This is a genomic window from Cupriavidus sp. PET2-C1, assembly GCF_054515855.1.
Genome location: NZ_CM137259.1, coordinates 1016679 through 1033763 on the forward strand (window position 1 = coordinate 1016679; position 17085 = coordinate 1033763).

The following is a 17085-nucleotide window of genomic DNA, read 5'->3' on the forward strand; positions in this document are numbered from 1 at the left end:
CTACCCTGTGTCGGGTCGAAAAGGACCGGATCAAAGAGGCGGGTAATGAAGGTTGTGATCGTAGGGGCGGGCGTGATCGGGATGAGCACGGCGTGGCGGCTGGCGGGCGACGGGCACGAGGTGACCGTGCTGGAGCGGCGCGACGGCCCGGGCGAGGAAACCAGCTTCGCCAACGGCGGGCAGCTCAGCTATAGCTATGTGGCGCCGCTCGCCGGGCCGGGCGTGCTGGCCAAGGTACCCGGGTGGCTGCTGCGCCCCGATTCGCCGATGCGTTTCCGCCCATCGGGTAACCCGGCGCAGTGGCGCTGGCTGGCCGCGTTTGCACGGGCTTGCAATGCCTCGGCCAGCGAGGCCACCACGCGCAAGCTGCTGCGGCTGGCCTTCTACTCCCGCGATCTGATGCAGGCCTTTGTCGACAGCCAGCCGGTGGACTTCGGCTTTGCCCGGCGCGGCAAGCTGATTGTGCACCGCGACGCGGCCAGCTTCGATGCCGCCTGCCGCCTGCTCGATTACCAGGCCAGCCTGGGCTGCGAGCAGCAGGCGCTGGACAGCGGCGCGTGCGTGGCGCTGGAACCGGCGCTGGCCGGCATCCGCGGCGAGATTGCCGGGGCGATTCACACGCCGAGCGAGGAAGTGGCCGATTGCCATCGTTTCTGCCTGGCGTTGGCACAATTGCTGCGTGACCGTCCTGGCGTGTCGCTGCGCTTTGGCACCAGCGTGCTTGGCATCGAGCGCGAAGGCGATCGCGTGACCGGCGTGCGTACCGATGCCGGCATCGAGCGGGCGGATGCCGTGGTGGTGGCCGGCGGCATCGGCAGCGTGGCCTTGCTCAAGCCCCTGGGCGTGCGGGCACCGCTGTGGCCGCTCAAGGGCTACAGCATCACGGTGCCGATTCGCAATGGCGAGCGCGCGCCGCACATCAGCATCACCGATGCTGCGCGCAAGATTGTCTATGCCCGCATCGGCAACACTTTGCGCGTGGCGGGCATGGCCGACCTGGTGCGCGCGGATACTGTCATCGACCGTGCCCGCATCGCCACGCTGGCCTTTGAGACCCGCGCGCTGTTTGGCGACATGGCGCCGGGCATGGAGCCGGAGCAGTTGCAGCCCTGGGCAGGCCTGCGCCCGGCCACGCCGACCGGCCTGCCGATGGTGGGCCGGTCGAGCGTGCGCGGCCTGTGGCTCAATATCGGCCACGGCGCGCTTGGCTTCACGCTGGCCATGGGCAGCGCGGGTTTGCTGGCCGATGGCCTGGCCGGGCGCAAGCCGGCCATCGATGACACGGATTTCGCCGCGATGCTGGCTTGATGGGCAGCGTTCCGGGGCAGTTTTTTCGTTTGCATTACCGCTGAGCAACACCGCTTCACGACCAGGCAGTACCTCGAGCCATTCCCACCCAAGGAGAAAACGATATGAAATCGCACGTCCCCTCCAACCGATTCTCCCGCTGCCTGCTGGCGGTTGCCATGCTGGCTGGCACCGCCGGCGCTGTCAGCAACGCGCACGCCGCCGACGGCGATACGCTGCGCAAGATCAAGGAAACCGGCGTGATCTCGCTGGGCTACCGCGAGTCCTCCATCCCGTTTTCCTATACCAACGGACGCGATGTGATGGGCTACTCGCACGAGATCCTGCTGCAGATCGTCGACAAGGTGAAGGCACAACGGCAAAACCCCAAGCTTGAAATCAAGCTGGTGCCGATCACATCGCAGAATCGCATTCCGCTGATGCAGAACGGCACCATCGACATCGAGTGCGGCACCACCACCAACAACCTGGAGCGGCAGAAGCAGGTCGCGTTTTCCAACAGCCTGTTTGTCTACGGGCTGCGCATGCTGACCAAGAAGGATTCGGGCGTGAAAGATTTCCCGGATCTCAAGGACCGCAACGTGGTGACCACCGCCGGCACCACGGATGAGCGCCTGCTGGTCAAAATGAATGGCGAGAAGACCATGAACATGAACCTGATCAGCGCCAAGGACCACGGGCAGTCCTTCCTGATCCTGGAGACGGGGCGCGCGGTGGCCTTCGTGATGGACGAGCCGCTGCTCTACGGCGAGCTGACCAAGGCCAAGAGCGCCAATGACTGGACCGTGGTGGGCACGCCGCTGCAGACCGAGAACTACGCCTGCATGTTCCGCAAGGACGATCCGTCCTTCAAGGCGCTGGCCGACGGCGTGATCGCCGACCTGATGACCAGCGGCCGTGCCGAGCAGTTGTACAAGAAGTGGTTCCAGTCGCCGATTCCGCCGCGCAACATCAACCTGAACTATCCGCTGTCAGCCGACATGAAGGATCTCTACGCCCATCCTAACGACAAGGCGTTCCAGTAAACAGGGCGGGGGCAGGGCAGGGCAGGGCGAATCGTTATTGCTGTTCGACGCGAAATTGCGCTAGGCTAAAAGCCGGCTTGCGCGCTTGGCGGACCAACGCCGGGCCAACGCTTGCCGGACCGTTGCGGACGCCGTTGGCGTCGGCTGTGCTGACTGGAGAACATATGCGATCGCTTCGTACTGGCTGTCTCAACGTCCTGTTCGCCGTTTCGCTGCTGGCGGCCGGCGCCGCCGCGCAGGCCGCCGACCTGCTCGATGCCGTCAAGCAGGCCGGCGTGCTCAAGATCGGGCTGGAAGGCACCTATCCGCCGTTCAACTACCGCGGCAGCAACAACCAGCTGGAAGGCTTCGACGTCGATGTGGCGAAGGGCGTGGCGGCCAAGCTGGGCGTCAAGCCGGAGTTTGTCACCACCGAGTGGAGCGGCATCATTGCCGGGCTGCAGGCCGGCAAGTTCGACGTGATCGTCAACCAGGTCGCGGTAACGCCGCAACGCAAGCAGGTCCTGGATTTCTCCACGCCTTACGTGTATTCGGCGGCGCAGCTCATCCAGCGCAAGGATGACAACCGGCAGTTCAAGTCCCTCGATGACCTGAAAGGCAAGAAGCTCGGCGTGAGCCTGGGCAGCAACTACAACGAACTGGCCAAGTCGGTGGCCGGCATCGACGTCAAGACCTATCCGGGCGCGCCCGAGTACCTGCGCGACCTGGCCGCGCAGCGCGTGGATGCCGCGCTGAACGACCGCCTGATGATCGGCTACCTGATCAAGACGTCAAACCTGCCGCTGCGGCCCGGCGCGATTGTGGAAGGCGGCAGTTCCGAGGTGGCGATCCCCTTTCGCAAGGACAATCCGAAGTTTGCGCAGGCCATCGACCGCGCGCTCGACGAGATGCGCAAGGACGGCAGCCTTGGCAAGCTGTCGGCGAAGTGGTTCGGCAGTGACGTGACCAAGCCGGCCAGATAAACGCGGGCACGCCTCCCGCCAGGGCTTTCCATGTCCGCTCTCCAGCTCGTTGCCGCATCGCTGCCCGTGCTGCTGCAGGGCATGCTGCTGACCATCAAGTTCGCGCTGCTGTCGATGATCTTCGGGCTGCTGATCGGCACCGTGGTGGCGTTGATGGGCATCAGCCACCAGCCCGTGCCGAAGGCCGTCGCGCGGGCCTACGTCAGCATCATGCGCGGCACGCCGCTGCTGGTGCAGATCTTCGTGGTGTATTACGGCCTGCCAGGCATCGGCATCGCGCTGGAACCCACCCCGGCGGGCGTGTTGACGCTGAGCCTGAACGTAGGGGCGTATCTCTCGGAGAGCATGCGCGGCGCCATCCTCGGCATCCCGCGCGGGCAGTGGCTGGCGGCTTACAGCCTGGGCCTGACGCAAGGCCAGACCTTGCGCTACGTGGTCGGCCCTCAGGCGCTGCGGCTGGCGGTGCCGAGCCTGTCGAACAGCCTGATCAGCCTGATCAAGGACACCTCGCTGGTGTCGGTGATCACGGTGACCGAGCTGCTGCGCACGGCGCAGGAGGTGATTGCCGCGACCTACCAGCCGTTACCGCTTTATCTTGCTGTGGCTGCTATTTACTGGATGCTTAGTACGGCGCTGGCGCATGTGCAGCGGTTGTTGGAGAGGCGGCTTTCGTTGCCGGGGAGGCATTAAGGGTGTGGGGGGGGATAGGTGGTTTTTGATTTGGGCGATGTTGGTTTTTGGGCCCAAGGGCCATGCGACATTGCGCTGCTGGGTTGGTTGCTGTTTATTTCAGCGGCGATGGTTTTTGGACCCAAGGGCCATACGACATCCCCCTGCGGGGGCTGCCGGTCACTCTTCTTTGCGTCGGCAAAGAAGACTAACGAGAAGAAAGCCGGTACGACTCACTCACATAGGTGACACTTGAGTTCAAGCACATAGGTGACAGTTTTCTACCCTGCATGGGCGAGCCTGGAAGGAGACGCCCATGCCCTGGAGCGAGCTGAGACCCATGGACCAACGAATTCTGTTCATCGCCGATCATCTGCGGCAGCTCGAGAGCGTCAGCGCCCTGTGCGAGCGTTATGGCATTAGCCGGAAGACCGGCTATAAGTGGATAGAACGGTACGACAGCGAAGGGCTGGAAGGCCTCGCCGAGCGCGGGCGCAATCGGCATTGCCAGGAGCGGTTGCCGGATGGGATTCGCCAGGCGATTCTGGAGCTGCGCACGCAGGGCGGCCTGGAGCAGGGCCCGAAGAAGATCCAGAAGCTGCTGGAAGGGCGTTTTGGCGCCGAGGCCGTGCCGTCGCGCACGACCATCTACAACGTGCTGAAGCAGGCTGGACGAATTGTCTCGCGGCGCGTGCGCCGCCGGGTGATGCCGCACGGCGGGGTGCTGAGGTCGGCGCACGAGCCCAACGGGCTGTGGAGCGCGGACTTCAAGGGGCAGTTTCTGACCGGGGATGGGCAGTGGTGCTATCCGCTGACGGTGATGGATCATGCGAGCCGTTATCTGCTGAGCTGCCAGGGCCTGCGCGGTACGCAGCTGGTGCCGACGCAGGCGGTGTTCGAGCGGTTGTTTCGCCGCTATGGGTTACCGGACCGGCTGCGCACGGACAACGGCGTGCCCTTTGCGAGCATCGGCTGTGGCGGGCTGTCGCGGCTGTCGATCTGGTGGCTGAAGCTGGGGATCATGCCGGAGCGCATAGCCCGCGGGCATCCGGAGCAGAATGGGCGGCACGAGCGGATGCATGGCACGCTCAAGCGCGCCACGGCCCAACCGCCTGCCACTACGTTGCGGGCACAGCAGCGGCGGATGGACGAGTTCCAACGTTTCTACAACGAGCAAAGGCCGCATGAAGCGCTGAACCAGAGCACACCGCAGAGCCGCTATGTGGAGTCAGGCCGAGCGTATCCAAAGCGGCTGATGCCAATGGAGTATGCGAGCTACGTCGAGCCCCACAAGGTGACGAGTGGTGGTTTGATCTACAAGGCTGGCAAGATCATTTATGTGGGGCATTTGCTCTATGGCGAAACGGTCGGACTGGAAGCAATAGGCGAAGGATTGTGGCGTGTCTACTTCGGCCCAATGGCATTGGGCCAAGTCGATGAACGCCAGGCCAGAAAAGGCTATCTAACCCTCAAAGTGTTACCTATGTGAGTGAACTCGTTTGTTACCCATGTGGTTGACTCGTACAGCCGACCCTGCCGGGCGCAGAGCAATAAGGCTATCTGGGCCTCGGTGGTTGCGTCGTACGGCCCTGAGTGCCGGCGGGCATCTGCCGGTACCGACTTGACCGGCCACGAACCGGCCAGCTTCCGGGATTCGTGGTGCGGCCCCCGGTAGCGGACATCACTTGCCTCAAGCCGTCTGTCGCTCGCGGCGTGACCGGCCACGAAGTTGCAAGCGCACCGGTTCCGTCGTGGGCGCGGTGGCACCGGGTTGATATGCCCGAGGCCCAGGCCACCGCGCCCGCCCCACCACGAAACCATTGACGGTCGATGTATCGTGGTGGTCCGCACCGGTAACGGCAGATTGGCGAACGGGCAAGGATTCCGCTACCGGGGGCCGCACCACGAATCCCGGAAATTGGCAGCGTAGTGGCCCTTCAAACCGGCACCGGCAGATGCCAGCAGAACTGCGGCCATACGACGAAACCAGCACCCCTAGCACCCGCGATTGCTCTGCACCCGGCAGGGTCGGTGTACGAGTCAACCACATGGGTAACAAACGAGTTCACTCACATAGGTAACACTTTGAGGGTTAGATAGCCTTTTCTGGCCTGGCGTTCATCGACTTGGCCCAATGCCATTGGGCCGAAGTAGACACGCCACAATCCTTCGCCTATTGCTTCCAGTCCGACCGTTTCGCCATAGAGCAAATGCCCCACATAAATGATCTTGCCAGCCTTGTAGATCAAACCACCACTCGTCACCTTGTGGGGCTCGACGTAGCTCGCATACTCCATTGGCATCAGCCGCTTTGGATACGCTCGGCCTGACTCCACATAGCGGCTCTGCGGTGTGCTCTGGTTCAGCGCTTCATGCGGCCTTTGCTCGTTGTAGAAACGTTGGAACTCGTCCATCCGCCGCTGCTGTGCCCGCAACGTAGTGGCAGGCGGTTGGGCCGTGGCGCGCTTGAGCGTGCCATGCATCCGCTCGTGCCGCCCATTCTGCTCCGGATGCCCGCGGGCTATGCGCTCCGGCATGATCCCCAGCTTCAGCCACCAGATCGACAGCCGCGACAGCCCGCCACAGCCGATGCTCGCAAAGGGCACGCCGTTGTCCGTGCGCAGCCGGTCCGGTAACCCATAGCGGCGAAACAACCGCTCGAACACCGCCTGCGTCGGCACCAGCTGCGTACCGCGCAGGCCCTGGCAGCTCAGCAGATAACGGCTCGCATGATCCATCACCGTCAGCGGATAGCACCACTGCCCATCCCCGGTCAGAAACTGCCCCTTGAAGTCCGCGCTCCACAGCCCGTTGGGCTCGTGCGCCGACCTCAGCACCCCGCCGTGCGGCATCACCCGGCGGCGCACGCGCCGCGAGACAATTCGTCCAGCCTGCTTCAGCACGTTGTAGATGGTCGTGCGCGACGGCACGGCCTCGGCGCCAAAACGCCCTTCCAGCAGCTTCTGGATCTTCTTCGGGCCCTGCTCCAGGCCGCCCTGCGTGCGCAGCTCCAGAATCGCCTGGCGAATCCCATCCGGCAACCGCTCCTGGCAATGCCGATTGCGCCCGCGCTCGGCGAGGCCTTCCAGCCCTTCGCTGTCGTACCGTTCTATCCACTTATAGCCGGTCTTCCGGCTAATGCCATAACGCTCGCACAGGGCGCTGACGCTCTCGAGCTGCCGCAGATGATCGGCGATGAACAGAATTCGTTGGTCCATGGGTCTCAGCTCGCTCCAGGGCATGGGCGTCTCCTTCCAGGCTCGCCCATGCAGGGTAGAAAACTGTCACCTATGTGCTTGAACTCAAGTGTCACCTATGTGAGTGAGTCGTACCTCGGCTTTCTTCTCGTTAGTCTTCTTTGCCGACGCAAAGAAGAGTGACCGGCAGCCCCCGCAGGGGGATGTCGTATGGCACTTGGGTGCAAGCGCCATCGCCGCTCAAAGAAACTCCGACCAACCCCGCAGAGCGACGTCGTACGGTTTTCGGATACCAGACGCCAACGCCAATCAAATCCAGAAAGCAAGAAAGCCAGCCGACGAGGCTGGCTTTCTTGTTTACCGCAAGGCCATCCAACTCACCCCTGAGCAATCCTCTGCTCAATATGCGCCAGCGCCTCCTCCACCTGATCCACCAAAATCAAGCAAAGATCCCCCGGCTGCAAATGCGACAACGCAGTATCGATAGCAAGGAACTCCCCGCGGATCTCTTCCACCGCGCTGGCGCGCTTTGCGCCCTCCAGGCCTTCGCGCAGCAGGGCCAGCACTTCGCCGTCCTCGCGTCCGCGCTGGCACTGGTCCTGGTACAGGATCACTTCGTCGAACACATCGCCAAGGATCTCCGTCTGGCGGCGGATATCGACGTCGCGGCGGTCGCCGGCGCCGCTGATCACCACCGAGCGGCGCTTGGCCGGCATGCCTTCGATGGCGTTGCACAGCGCCTGGATCGCATCCGGGTTGTGGCCGTAGTCGGCGATCAGCGTCGCGCCCTTGTAGTCGAACACGTTGAAGCGGCCGGGGGCGGTGGCTGCATCGTTGACGAAGGTCGCCAGGCTGCGGCGGATCACTTCCCAGTCGATGCCCAGTGCCCACGCCGCCGCGGTGGCGGACATGGCGTTCTCGACCTGGAAGCCGATCGAGCCGCCGCGCGTCAGCGGAATGCTCGACAGCGCGATGCGCACCTGGTTCTCGCCTTCGGCGGCCACGATATGGCCATCCTCGACGTACACCACGCGCTTGCCCTGCGCGCAGTGCGTGGCCATCACGGGGTTGTTGAGGTCGGCCGCGAAGAACGTCACGGCGCCCGGGCAGGCGTCGGCCATGCGCACCACCATGGGGTCCGCGGCATTGAGCACGGCCATGCCGTGCGGCGCCACATTCTGCACGATGACGCTTTTCAGCACGGCGAGGTCTTCCACGGTGCTGATAAAGGACAGCCCGAGGTGATCGCCTTCGCCCACATTGGTGACCACCGCCACGTCGCAGCGGTCGAAGGCCAGGCCTTCGCGCAGCAGGCCGCCGCGCGCGGTCTCGAACACGGCGGCGTCCACGTCGGGGTGCATCAGCACATTGCGGGCGCTGCGCGGGCCGCTGCAGTCGCCGGTGTCGATGCGCTCGCCCTTGATGTAGACCCCGTCGGTGCCGGTCATGCCGATGCGCAGGCCGCTGCCGGCCAGCAGGTGGGCAATCAGGCGGACCGTGGTGGTCTTGCCGTTGGTGCCGGAGACCGCCACCACGGGAATGCGGCCATCGTCGCCGTCACCGAACATCGTGGAGATGATGGCCTCGCCCACGGCACGGCCCTTGCCGTAGGAGGGTTGAAGGTGCATGCGCAGGCCCGGCGCCGCATTGACTTCGACGATGCCGCCGGCTTGTTCCTCGAACGGCTTGAGCACGGTCTCGCAGACCGCGTCGACGCCGCAGATGTCCAGGCCAACCATGCGCGCGGCCGCCACGGCGCGGGCTGCCATGTCGGGGTGCACATCGTCGGTGACGTCCGTCGCGCTGCCGCCGGTGGACAGGTTGGCGTTATTGCGCAGCACCACGCGAGTGCCCTTGGGCGGCACCGCATCCGCGGTGAGATGCTGCTTGGCCAGCGTGGCCAGCGCGATATCGTCAAAGCGGATCTTGGTCAGCGAGGTGGCGTGTCCCTCGCCGCGGCGCGGGTCGCGATTCACTTCCTCGACCAGTTGGCGCACGGTGTGCTTGCCATCGCCGGTGACCTGGGGCGGATCGCGGCGGGCTGCGGCGACCAGGTGGTTGCCCACCACCAGCAGGCGGAAATCGTGGCCGGGAATATAGCGCTCGACGATCACGTCGGAGCTGATCTCGGCGGCGACTTCATAGGCGGCGATGACTTCCTCGCGGGTGCGGATGCGCACCGCCACGCCCTTGCCCTGGTTACCGTCGCGCGGCTTGACCACCACCGGCGCATCGATTTCCTGCGCGGCGGCCCAGGCTTCGTCGGGGTCCGAGACGGAGCGGCCCATCGGCACCGGCACGCCGGCGGCATGCAGCAGCTTCTTGGTGAGCTCCTTGTCCTGCGCGATCGATTCCGAGACCGCGCTGGTCATGTCGGTTTCGGCCGCCTGGATGCGGCGTTGCTTGCTGCCCCAGCCGAACTGGACCATGCTGCCTTGCGTCAGGCGGCGATACGGAATGCCGCGTGCCACGCCCGCGTAGACGATGGAGCCGGTGCTCGGCCCCAGGCGCACGTCTTCGTCGAGCTCGCGCAGGCGATGCAGCGCATCGGCCAGGTCGAACGGCATGTCGTCGCGCGCGGCGCGGCACAGCGCGGCGGCCAGTTCCAGCGCCAGCCTGCCGACTTCTTCCTCGCTGTACTGCACTACCACCTGGTAGGTGCCGGGTTCGACGGTGGGTGCGGTGCGGCTGAAGCTGACCGGGCAGCCGGCCTCTGCTTGCAGGCGCATGGCCGCGCATTCGAGCGCGTGCGCCAGCGACACCACGCCTTCGTTGTCATCGGGCCGCAGCGGGCCGACCTCGGGAAAGCGCGCGCGCAGGCGCTCTTCAAAACCGGGCAGCTGTGCCAGCGTGTGGGCCTCGTCGGAGCATGAGACGATGGCTTCGATGGCGGTGTGGCGGCACCACAGGTTAGGGCCGCGCAGGGCCCGGATACGTGAGACTTCCATGAAATCAGTTTCCTTGCGGATCAGGCGCGGCGGCCCGGTTGGCCCATCCACTGGTGCACCAGGTCGATCGTCGGCAGGGTCGTCGCCTCATCGCATTGCAGGACCAGCAGGTCGCCTGCCACTACTTGCGCGAGCGCGGCCTCGATCGCCTGGCGGCGCGAGCCCTCGTCGATGATCTTGGTCACGCGGCGGCCTTCGTACAGGCCCTGCTTGAGCAGTGCGCGTGCCTCGGCGTCCGGCAACGCGCGCTTGACCGAGGTGTCTTCGCACAGGAAGACGCGGTCGAACGCGGCGCCCAGCACCTTGCCTTGCTTGACCATGTCTTCGTCGCGGCGCGGCGCGCCTGCGCCGTACACCACCACCCGGCGCTCGCTCGGGAAGCGTTCCAGCGATGCCACCAGCGCTTCCAGCGCGGGTGCATTGTGGGCATCGTCGATCACCACGATGGCACCGTTGCGCTCGAACAGCGTGAAGCGTCCGGGCACATCCACCTGGCCCACATCGAATGTCACCACGCCAGCACGGATCAGGTCGTTGGAGATGCCCAGCGCCCAGCCGGTGGCCACAGCCGCCAGCACGTTCTCGACCTGGAAGGCCACGCGGCCCGCATAGGTGAGGGGGATCGCGGCCACATCGGCCAGCGGCACCTCGCGGCTGCCGGTGGCGAGCACCACCTTGCCGTCGCGCACATAGACCGCACGGCGCCCCGCCGCGCGATGCGCGGCAATAGCGGGCAGGTCAGCCGTCATGCCGAAGAAGATCACGTCGCCATCGCACAGCTCCGCCATCTCCACGACCAGCGGGTCGCGCGCGTTGAGCACCGCCACGCCGCCGTCCAGCACCACGTCGACTTGCGTGCGCAGCACGTTGTACATCTTCTCGACTTCCTCGACGTAATACTGGCCAAGGTGGTCGGGCACATCGATATTGGTCACCACGCCGACCTGGCAACGGTCGTAGGCGAGGCCTTCGGACAGGATGGCGCCGCTGTCGTTCTCGAGCACGGCGGCATCCACCGCGCGGTTCATCAGGATGCGGCGGGCCGCGTCCCAATTGGCGCGGTCGCCGCCCTGCACCTGGCGGCGGTCCAGGTAGAGGCCGTCGCTGCAAGCCAGGCCGGTGTGCTTGCCCGAGAGCTGCAGCAGGCGCGCGACCAGCTTGGCCACCACGGTCTTGCCGTTGGTGCCGGTGATGCCGACCACGGGGATGCGGCCGTTGTCGTCGCCTTCGCCAGCCGGGAACAGGTGATCCACCACGGCACGGCCCACCGGACGGGCTTCGCCGTTGGAGGGCTTCAGGTGCATCAGCAGGCCGGGGCCGGCATTGACCTCGACAATGGCGCCGCGCTGCTCGGCGAGCGGCCGCGAAATGTCCTGCGCCACCAGGTCGACGCCGGCGATGTCCAGGCCCACGATGCGGGCGGCCAGCGAGGCATGGGCGGCCACGCTCGGGTGCACGCGGTCGGTAACGTCGAAGGCCACGTTGCCGTTGCGCTGGATCAGCACATGCTTGCCCTCGGGCGGCACGGACGTGGCGTCGAAGCCCTGGCGCTTGAGTTCCAGGCGGGCGGCCGAATCCAGCCGCACCTTGTTGAGCGGGTGGTCTTCGGTGCTGCCGCGGCGCGGGTCGGAATTGATCTGCGACTCGATCAGCTCGTCGATGGTCGACTTGCCGTCGCCGGTCACGCTGGCGGTCTCGCCCATGGCGGCGGCCACCAGGCGGCCGCCCACCACCAGCAGGCGGTGTTCGTTGCCCAGCACAAAGCGCTCGACGATGACGCCGCTGCCTTCATCGATGGCGACGCCGTAGGCGGTCTCGACTTCTTCGCGCGTGGTCAGGTTGGTGAACACGCCGCGGCCGTGGTTGCCGTCATAGGGCTTGACCACCACCGGCAGGCCGATGTCTTCGGCGGCGTCCCAGGCGTCGGCGGCACTTTCCACCAGCCGGCCTTCGGGCACGGGCACGCCGCAGGATTCCAGCAGGCTCTTGGTCAGGTCCTTGTCGCGCGAGATGCTCTCGGCGATGGCGGCGGTGCGGTCGGTCTCGGCGGTCCAGATGCGGCGCTGGCGGCTGCCATAGCCGAGTTGCACCAGGTTGCCCTCGGACAGGCGCAGCGCCGGGATGTCGCGGTCGTCGGCTGCGTCGACGATGCAGGCTGTGCTCGGACCCAGGCAGTGCTTGTCCACCAGGCGTCGCAGGTGATCCACCGTCTCCTTGACGTCGTAGGGACGGTCCTCGATGGCGGCCATCACCAGGTCGCGGGCGGCGAACAGGGCGGCACGGGTGACATCCTCGTGCCAGGCCCGCACGATCACCTTGTAGACACCCCGGATCGGGGTCTCGCGCGCCTTGCCGAAGCCACCGGGCATGCCGGCGAGGTTCTGCAGCTCAAGCGTGACGTGTTCCAGGATGTGGCCAGGCCACGTGCCTTCCTTGAGCCGCTGCAGGAAACCGCCGCGCTCGCCGATGCTGCAGCGATGCTCGACCAGCGAGGGCAGCCATGCCGACAGGCGCTCGTAGAACCCCGGAATCGTGTTGGAGGGAAAATCCTCCAGTTCCCCGATATCGACCCACGCCTCCAGCACAGGCCGATATGTCCACATATTCGGGCCGCGCAGCGACATGACATCGAAAATCTCAATGTCCTTCTTTTTCATTGATTTAGCTTGAGGCAGTGGGCGAGTGCCCGAGAAATAGAAGCCTAACCTTTCAGTAACGTTACAACGGTCAGCCGGTTGACTTTCTTGATTAAAAAGCGATTGTGCAATGCATCAGGGACGCCCGTGTGTTTGGCCTTATGTATACTGCGGGCAAATCGGCGGGCCGCCAGGGCGCGCCCGCGCTAAATTGTTTCAAGTTATGTCCATAGCCCAAGGACGCAGCATGCCGTACCAACGATGACCCAACCTTCCTTGCCCGTGATTGACAGCGACGCCCAGAACGAGCCGTGGCGTAACGAACTCGGCACCCGCCTGCAACCTGGCGAAGCCGTGCTTGCCTGGCTCGAAGTCGACCTTGATGCAAAGCTGCATTTTACCCAAGGCTGGGTACTTGTGACGGATCGTCGCTTGCTGGCGCGCATGCCGGGGCAAAAAGACTGGCAGGAATGGGCGATCCAGCCCGGATTATCGCTGCATCACGCCGATCATGCGGGAGTCGGCACGCTGGAGTTGCAAGACAACAGGCGATTGCTGGCCAGTTGGCGCTACACGCTGGGCCACAACCCGGCCGCGCTGCGCCTGATCGACCAGTTTCACGCACAGCGCGACCTGTCGGCCTCGGGCCGGGCGGGGCAGCTGGATCTGGATGCCGAAGCGGTCTGCCCGACCTGCAAGGCCCCGCTGCCCCCGGACGACGACCAATGCCCGCAATGCAGCCGTGACCTGGAAACGCCGTCGTCGACCTGGGCGCTATTGCGCCTGTGGCGGTTTGCCCGGCCGTACCGCTTCCAGTTGCTGGCCGGTTTCCTGCTGACGCTGTTGTCCACCGCCGCGACGCTGGTGCCGCCGTACCTGACCATGCCGTTGATGGACAACGTGCTGATTCCCTACCAGAACGGGCTGCCCATCGATTACGACCGGGTCAAGCTGTACCTGGCCGGCCTGCTGGGCGCGGCGCTGGTGGCGTGGAGCCTCGGCTGGGCTCGCACCTATCTGCTGGCGCGGGTGTCCGAGCGCATCGGCGCGGACCTGCGCACCACCACCTACGAGCACCTGCTGCGGTTGTCGCTGGAGTACTTCGGCGGCAAGCGCACGGGCGACCTGATGGCCCGCATCGGCTCGGAAAGCGATCGCATCTGCGTGTTTCTGTCGCTACATCTGCTGGATTTCGCCACCGACGTGCTGATGATCGTCATGACGGCGGCCATCCTGATTTCGATCAATCCGTGGCTGGCGCTGGTGACCTTGGTGCCGCTGCCCTTCATCGCGTGGATGATCCACCTGGTGCGCGACCGGCTGCGCCACGGCTTCGAGAAGATCGACCGGATCTGGTCGGAGATCACCAACGTGCTGGCCGATACCATTCCGGGCATCCGCGTGGTCAAGGCCTTCGCGCAGGAAAAGCGTGAAGTGGAGCGCTTCCGTGAAGCCAACCGGCACAACCTGGCCATCAATGACCGCGTCAACGCGGTGTGGTCGCTGTTCACCCCGACCGTCACGCTGCTGACCGAGATCGGCTTGCTGGTGGTGTGGATCTTCGGCATCTGGCAGGTCTCGCACAACGCGATCACGGTCGGCGTGCTGGTGGCCTTCCTCACCTATATCAGCCGCTTCTATACGCGCCTGGATTCGATGAGCCGCATCGTCTCGGTCACGCAGAAGGCGGCCGCCGGCGCCAAGCGCATCTTCGATATCCTCGATCACGTCTCGAGCGTGCCGGAACCCACGCGGCCGGTGCACCTGGAGCGTGTGGAGGGCGCCATCGAGCTGCGCGACCTGGGCTTTCGCTACGGCAACCGTGCCGTGATCCGCGGGCTTAACCTGTCGATCGCACCGGGCGAGATGATCGGCCTGGTGGGACACAGCGGGTCTGGCAAGAGCACGCTGGTCAACCTGATCTGCCGCTTCTACGATGTCTCCGAAGGCGCGATCCGGCTGGATGGTGTCGATATCCGCTCACTGCCGGTATCGGAATTCCGCAGCCATATCGGGCTGGTGCTGCAGGAGCCGTTCCTGTTTTTCGGCACGATTGCCGAGAACATCGCCTACGGCAAGCCGGGTGCTTCGCGTGAAGAGATCATCGCCGCGGCGCGTGCCGCCCATGCGCACGAGTTCATCCTGCGCCTGCCGCACGGCTACGACTCGCTCGTGGGCGAGCGCGGGCAAGCGCTGTCCGGCGGCGAGCGCCAGCGTATCTCCATCGCTCGCGCGCTGCTGATCAACCCGCGCATCCTGATCATGGACGAGGCCACCTCGTCGGTGGATACGACGACGGAGAAGGAAATCCAGAAGGCGCTGGACAACCTGGTGCAAGGCCGCACCACCATCGCCATCGCCCACCGCCTGTCCACGCTGCGTAAGGCGGACCGCCTGGTGGTAATGGATCGCGGACAGATCGTGGAAGTTGGCAACCACGATGAGTTGCTGGCGCGCGAAGGCGCCTACTACAAGCTCTACCAGGCGCAGGCCCGCAATGTCGATGCCGACGCGGATCTCACCTCCGCCGATGCGGTCAACGTGCAATAAGGATGGGAGCTCACATGCAGCAAGTCGATTTCAAGCTCTCCCGCAATGCCCTTGGCCGCCTGGTGATGACCACGGCGGATGGCGTTGTGCATGATGGTGTCGTTCCCGTGCGCGCCTTCCCCATCGCCGCGCCCGACGATGGCGTTGGCCTCGTCAGCACCGATGGCCGCGAGCTGGCCTGGCTGCCCCGCCTGGATACCTTGCCCGCCCCGGTGCGCGAGATGATCGAGGCCGAGTTGGCCAGCCGTGAGTTCATGCCGGAGATCCGCCGCATCCGTTCGGTGTCGACCTACGCCACGCCCAGCACCTGGGAGGTGGAGACGGATCGCGGCCTCACATCGCTGGTGTTGCGTGGCGAGGAAGACATCCGCCGCCTCGCCGGCTCCACGCTGCTGATCTCCGACAGCCACGGCATCCACTACCTGGTGCGCAACCTGGCCAGCCTGGACAAGGGCAGCCGCAAGATCCTCGATCGCTTTCTCTAGGCTGCGCTTCAGAGCTTGCCGGTGAAGATCACCCCGACCTGGCGGTCGGGGCGCATCGCAAACAGATAGATCTGGCCGGGCGTGGGCAAGCTGTGCGTGGTGGTGGGGTCGTAGTAGGCGATGCCGGTCATGGGTGTGTTCGCGTAGCGGCAGCTCGGCCCAGTCAGCTGCAAGGCGACGTTGTAGACCTTGCCCTGGCGCCGTGGCGTGGCGGTCCCGGTAAAGCTGCAGCCCGAGCCGCTGCCGTCGAGCGTGAAGCTGCCGCTGGCGTCGATGGTCAGCCTTACCGCGCCCGCTGTGATCCCGGTCGTGTCAATGACGTTCGACGTTCCGTAGTAAGTCCCCTTCAGGCCGTCGGTGGTCGCGATGAAGTTGTAGTCGGTGCTGTAGGTGGCTTTGACGACCGCGCTCTTGCCGTTGCGGTAGGTGACCTGCGCCTGGATCGACTTGCCGGGCACGTAGGCCGCCATCAGGTTCGCTGCAGTCAGGCTGTAGCCCGCCGCTTCCTGATTGAAATCCAGCCCGTTGTTATTGGTGGTGAGCGCGCCGCTGCCCGAACTGTAGTTGCCGGTCAGGACCCCGGTCGATACGTCCGGTATGCCCGCCGTCGCGTAGAAGGCGTAATAGACGTTCTCGTCCAACACCAGGATGTTGAACCGCTCGTTGGCGGCAGACGTGCCGATGTAGAAGCCAGAGCCAAGCGCGATGGTGTCGGGTGCCGCCGGAATCACTGGGGTCGTCGGGGTCGTCGGAGCCGTGGGTGTCGTGGGTGTGTCGGCGGGAGGAGTGCGCACGATCGCCAGCCCGTCACTGTTGTCGCCCGATCCGCCACAACCTGCGAGGGCCAGCGCAATGCTTGCAGCCCCAATCAGTTTCTTCATTTGTACTTTGCCCGTTCCGATGCGCATGGGCGCCTCTGGCGCCGCTTTTCGGTTGCCGAAAAAATCTCGACTGTAACAGATCATTACAATTTGCTGATGACCCTGCGCCTGGTGACCGGGCTGAGCGTGTTCGAGCGCGCAAAAAAAAGACGCCCACACAGGACTGGGCGGGCGCTGGAGGGCAACTCCGGACGTGAAGCACGAAGGCCCACGTCGGGAAGTCTGCCTCTGCAGAGGCAGCTTATGCACATGATGCAGGCTTGGGGGTGTTATGTGAATCGGACAAATCTTAATTCGGCGGAAATTGCCTGCCTTTCCCGCATTTTTTTGGTAGTGGGGGGGGCATTGCGCCGCCCTCATTATCAAAGCCGGAAAAAAGAAAACCCCGAGGATGTTTATCCTCGGGGTTTCGGTAGTCCCGGAA

11 protein-coding genes are annotated in these 17085 nt (G+C 64.9%); 7 read left to right on the forward strand and 4 right to left on the reverse strand.

The annotated features are described in order from the left end of the window. The first annotated feature begins 45 nt into the window (after positions 1–45). From ACX12D_RS04610 to ACX12D_RS04630, 5 genes are all read left to right on the forward strand, one after another. Positions 46–1308, forward strand: coding sequence for a D-amino acid dehydrogenase (locus ACX12D_RS04610; RefSeq protein WP_459373099.1), 1263 nt, complete (start codon positions 46–48; stop codon positions 1306–1308). 158 nt (positions 1309–1466) lie between these two features. Then, positions 1467–2333, forward strand: a complete 867-nt coding sequence (locus ACX12D_RS04615; protein WP_459373929.1) for a glutamate/aspartate ABC transporter substrate-binding protein — start codon at positions 1467–1469, stop codon at positions 2331–2333. Between the two features lie 164 nt (positions 2334–2497). Continuing rightward, positions 2498–3295, forward strand: coding sequence for a transporter substrate-binding domain-containing protein (locus ACX12D_RS04620; RefSeq protein WP_459373100.1), 798 nt, complete (start codon positions 2498–2500; stop codon positions 3293–3295). Positions 3296–3325: 30 nt separating this feature from the next. After that, complete coding sequence (locus ACX12D_RS04625) at positions 3326–3985, forward strand: amino acid ABC transporter permease (protein WP_459373101.1); 660 nt, start codon at positions 3326–3328, stop codon at positions 3983–3985. Between the two features lie 295 nt (positions 3986–4280). Beyond that, positions 4281–5453 carry an integrase core domain-containing protein gene (locus ACX12D_RS04630; RefSeq protein ID WP_459372795.1) on the forward strand — a complete coding sequence of 391 codons (1173 nt, stop codon included), beginning with the start codon at positions 4281–4283 and terminating at the stop codon, positions 5451–5453. 580 nt (positions 5454–6033) lie between these two features. Here ACX12D_RS04630 and ACX12D_RS04635 read toward each other — a convergent pair. From ACX12D_RS04635 to cphA (ACX12D_RS04645), 3 genes are all read right to left on the reverse strand, one after another. Then, on the reverse strand, positions 6034–7206 hold the full coding sequence (locus ACX12D_RS04635; RefSeq protein ID WP_459372795.1) for an integrase core domain-containing protein: 1173 nt from the start codon (positions 7204–7206) through the stop codon (positions 6034–6036). Between the two features lie 332 nt (positions 7207–7538). Continuing rightward, positions 7539–10109, reverse strand: a complete 2571-nt coding sequence (cphA, locus tag ACX12D_RS04640; RefSeq protein ID WP_459373102.1) for a cyanophycin synthetase — start codon at positions 10107–10109, stop codon at positions 7539–7541. 20 nt (positions 10110–10129) lie between these two features. After that, positions 10130–12766 carry a cyanophycin synthetase gene (gene cphA, locus ACX12D_RS04645; protein WP_459373103.1) on the reverse strand — a complete coding sequence of 879 codons (2637 nt, stop codon included), beginning with the start codon at positions 12764–12766 and terminating at the stop codon, positions 10130–10132. A gap of 240 nt (positions 12767–13006) precedes the next feature. Between cphA (ACX12D_RS04645) and ACX12D_RS04650 the strand changes: the two genes are divergently transcribed. Together ACX12D_RS04650 and ACX12D_RS04655 are read left to right on the forward strand one after the other, a co-directional pair. Next, a complete protein-coding gene (locus ACX12D_RS04650; RefSeq protein WP_459373104.1) occupies positions 13007–15295 on the forward strand; it encodes a cyanophycin metabolism-associated ABC transporter in 2289 nt (762 codons plus the stop codon). Between the two features lie 14 nt (positions 15296–15309). Continuing rightward, positions 15310–15780 (forward strand): cyanophycin metabolism-associated DUF1854 family protein, encoded by a 471-nt coding sequence (locus ACX12D_RS04655; RefSeq protein WP_459373105.1) that lies wholly within the window; start codon positions 15310–15312, stop codon positions 15778–15780. Positions 15781–15788: 8 nt separating this feature from the next. Here ACX12D_RS04655 and ACX12D_RS04660 read toward each other — a convergent pair whose 3' ends face one another. Further along, positions 15789–16661 carry a hypothetical protein gene (locus ACX12D_RS04660; protein ID WP_459373106.1) on the reverse strand — a complete coding sequence of 291 codons (873 nt, stop codon included), beginning with the start codon at positions 16659–16661 and terminating at the stop codon, positions 15789–15791. Between the last annotated feature and the right edge of the window lie 424 nt (positions 16662–17085).

What these genes read in the sequence shown, in the direction of transcription:
- cphA (WP_459373103.1), bottom strand. Translation starts at nt 12,766, where the DNA reads ATGAAAAAGAAGGACATTGAGATTTTCGATGTCATGTCGCTGCGCGGC.
- ACX12D_RS04620 (WP_459373100.1), top strand. Translation starts at nt 2,498, where the DNA reads ATGCGATCGCTTCGTACTGGCTGTCTCAACGTCCTGTTCGCCGTTTCG.
- ACX12D_RS04635 (WP_459372795.1), bottom strand. Translation starts at nt 7,206, where the DNA reads ATGCCCTGGAGCGAGCTGAGACCCATGGACCAACGAATTCTGTTCATC.
- ACX12D_RS04625 (WP_459373101.1), top strand. Translation starts at nt 3,326, where the DNA reads ATGTCCGCTCTCCAGCTCGTTGCCGCATCGCTGCCCGTGCTGCTGCAG.
- ACX12D_RS04630 (WP_459372795.1), top strand. Translation starts at nt 4,281, where the DNA reads ATGCCCTGGAGCGAGCTGAGACCCATGGACCAACGAATTCTGTTCATC.
- cphA (WP_459373102.1), bottom strand. Translation starts at nt 10,109, where the DNA reads ATGGAAGTCTCACGTATCCGGGCCCTGCGCGGCCCTAACCTGTGGTGC.
- ACX12D_RS04615 (WP_459373929.1), top strand. Translation starts at nt 1,467, where the DNA reads ATGCTGGCTGGCACCGCCGGCGCTGTCAGCAACGCGCACGCCGCCGAC.
- ACX12D_RS04660 (WP_459373106.1), bottom strand. Translation starts at nt 16,661, where the DNA reads ATGAAGAAACTGATTGGGGCTGCAAGCATTGCGCTGGCCCTCGCAGGT.
- ACX12D_RS04610 (WP_459373099.1), top strand. Translation starts at nt 46, where the DNA reads ATGAAGGTTGTGATCGTAGGGGCGGGCGTGATCGGGATGAGCACGGCG.
- ACX12D_RS04655 (WP_459373105.1), top strand. Translation starts at nt 15,310, where the DNA reads ATGCAGCAAGTCGATTTCAAGCTCTCCCGCAATGCCCTTGGCCGCCTG.
- ACX12D_RS04650 (WP_459373104.1), top strand. Translation starts at nt 13,007, where the DNA reads ATGACCCAACCTTCCTTGCCCGTGATTGACAGCGACGCCCAGAACGAG.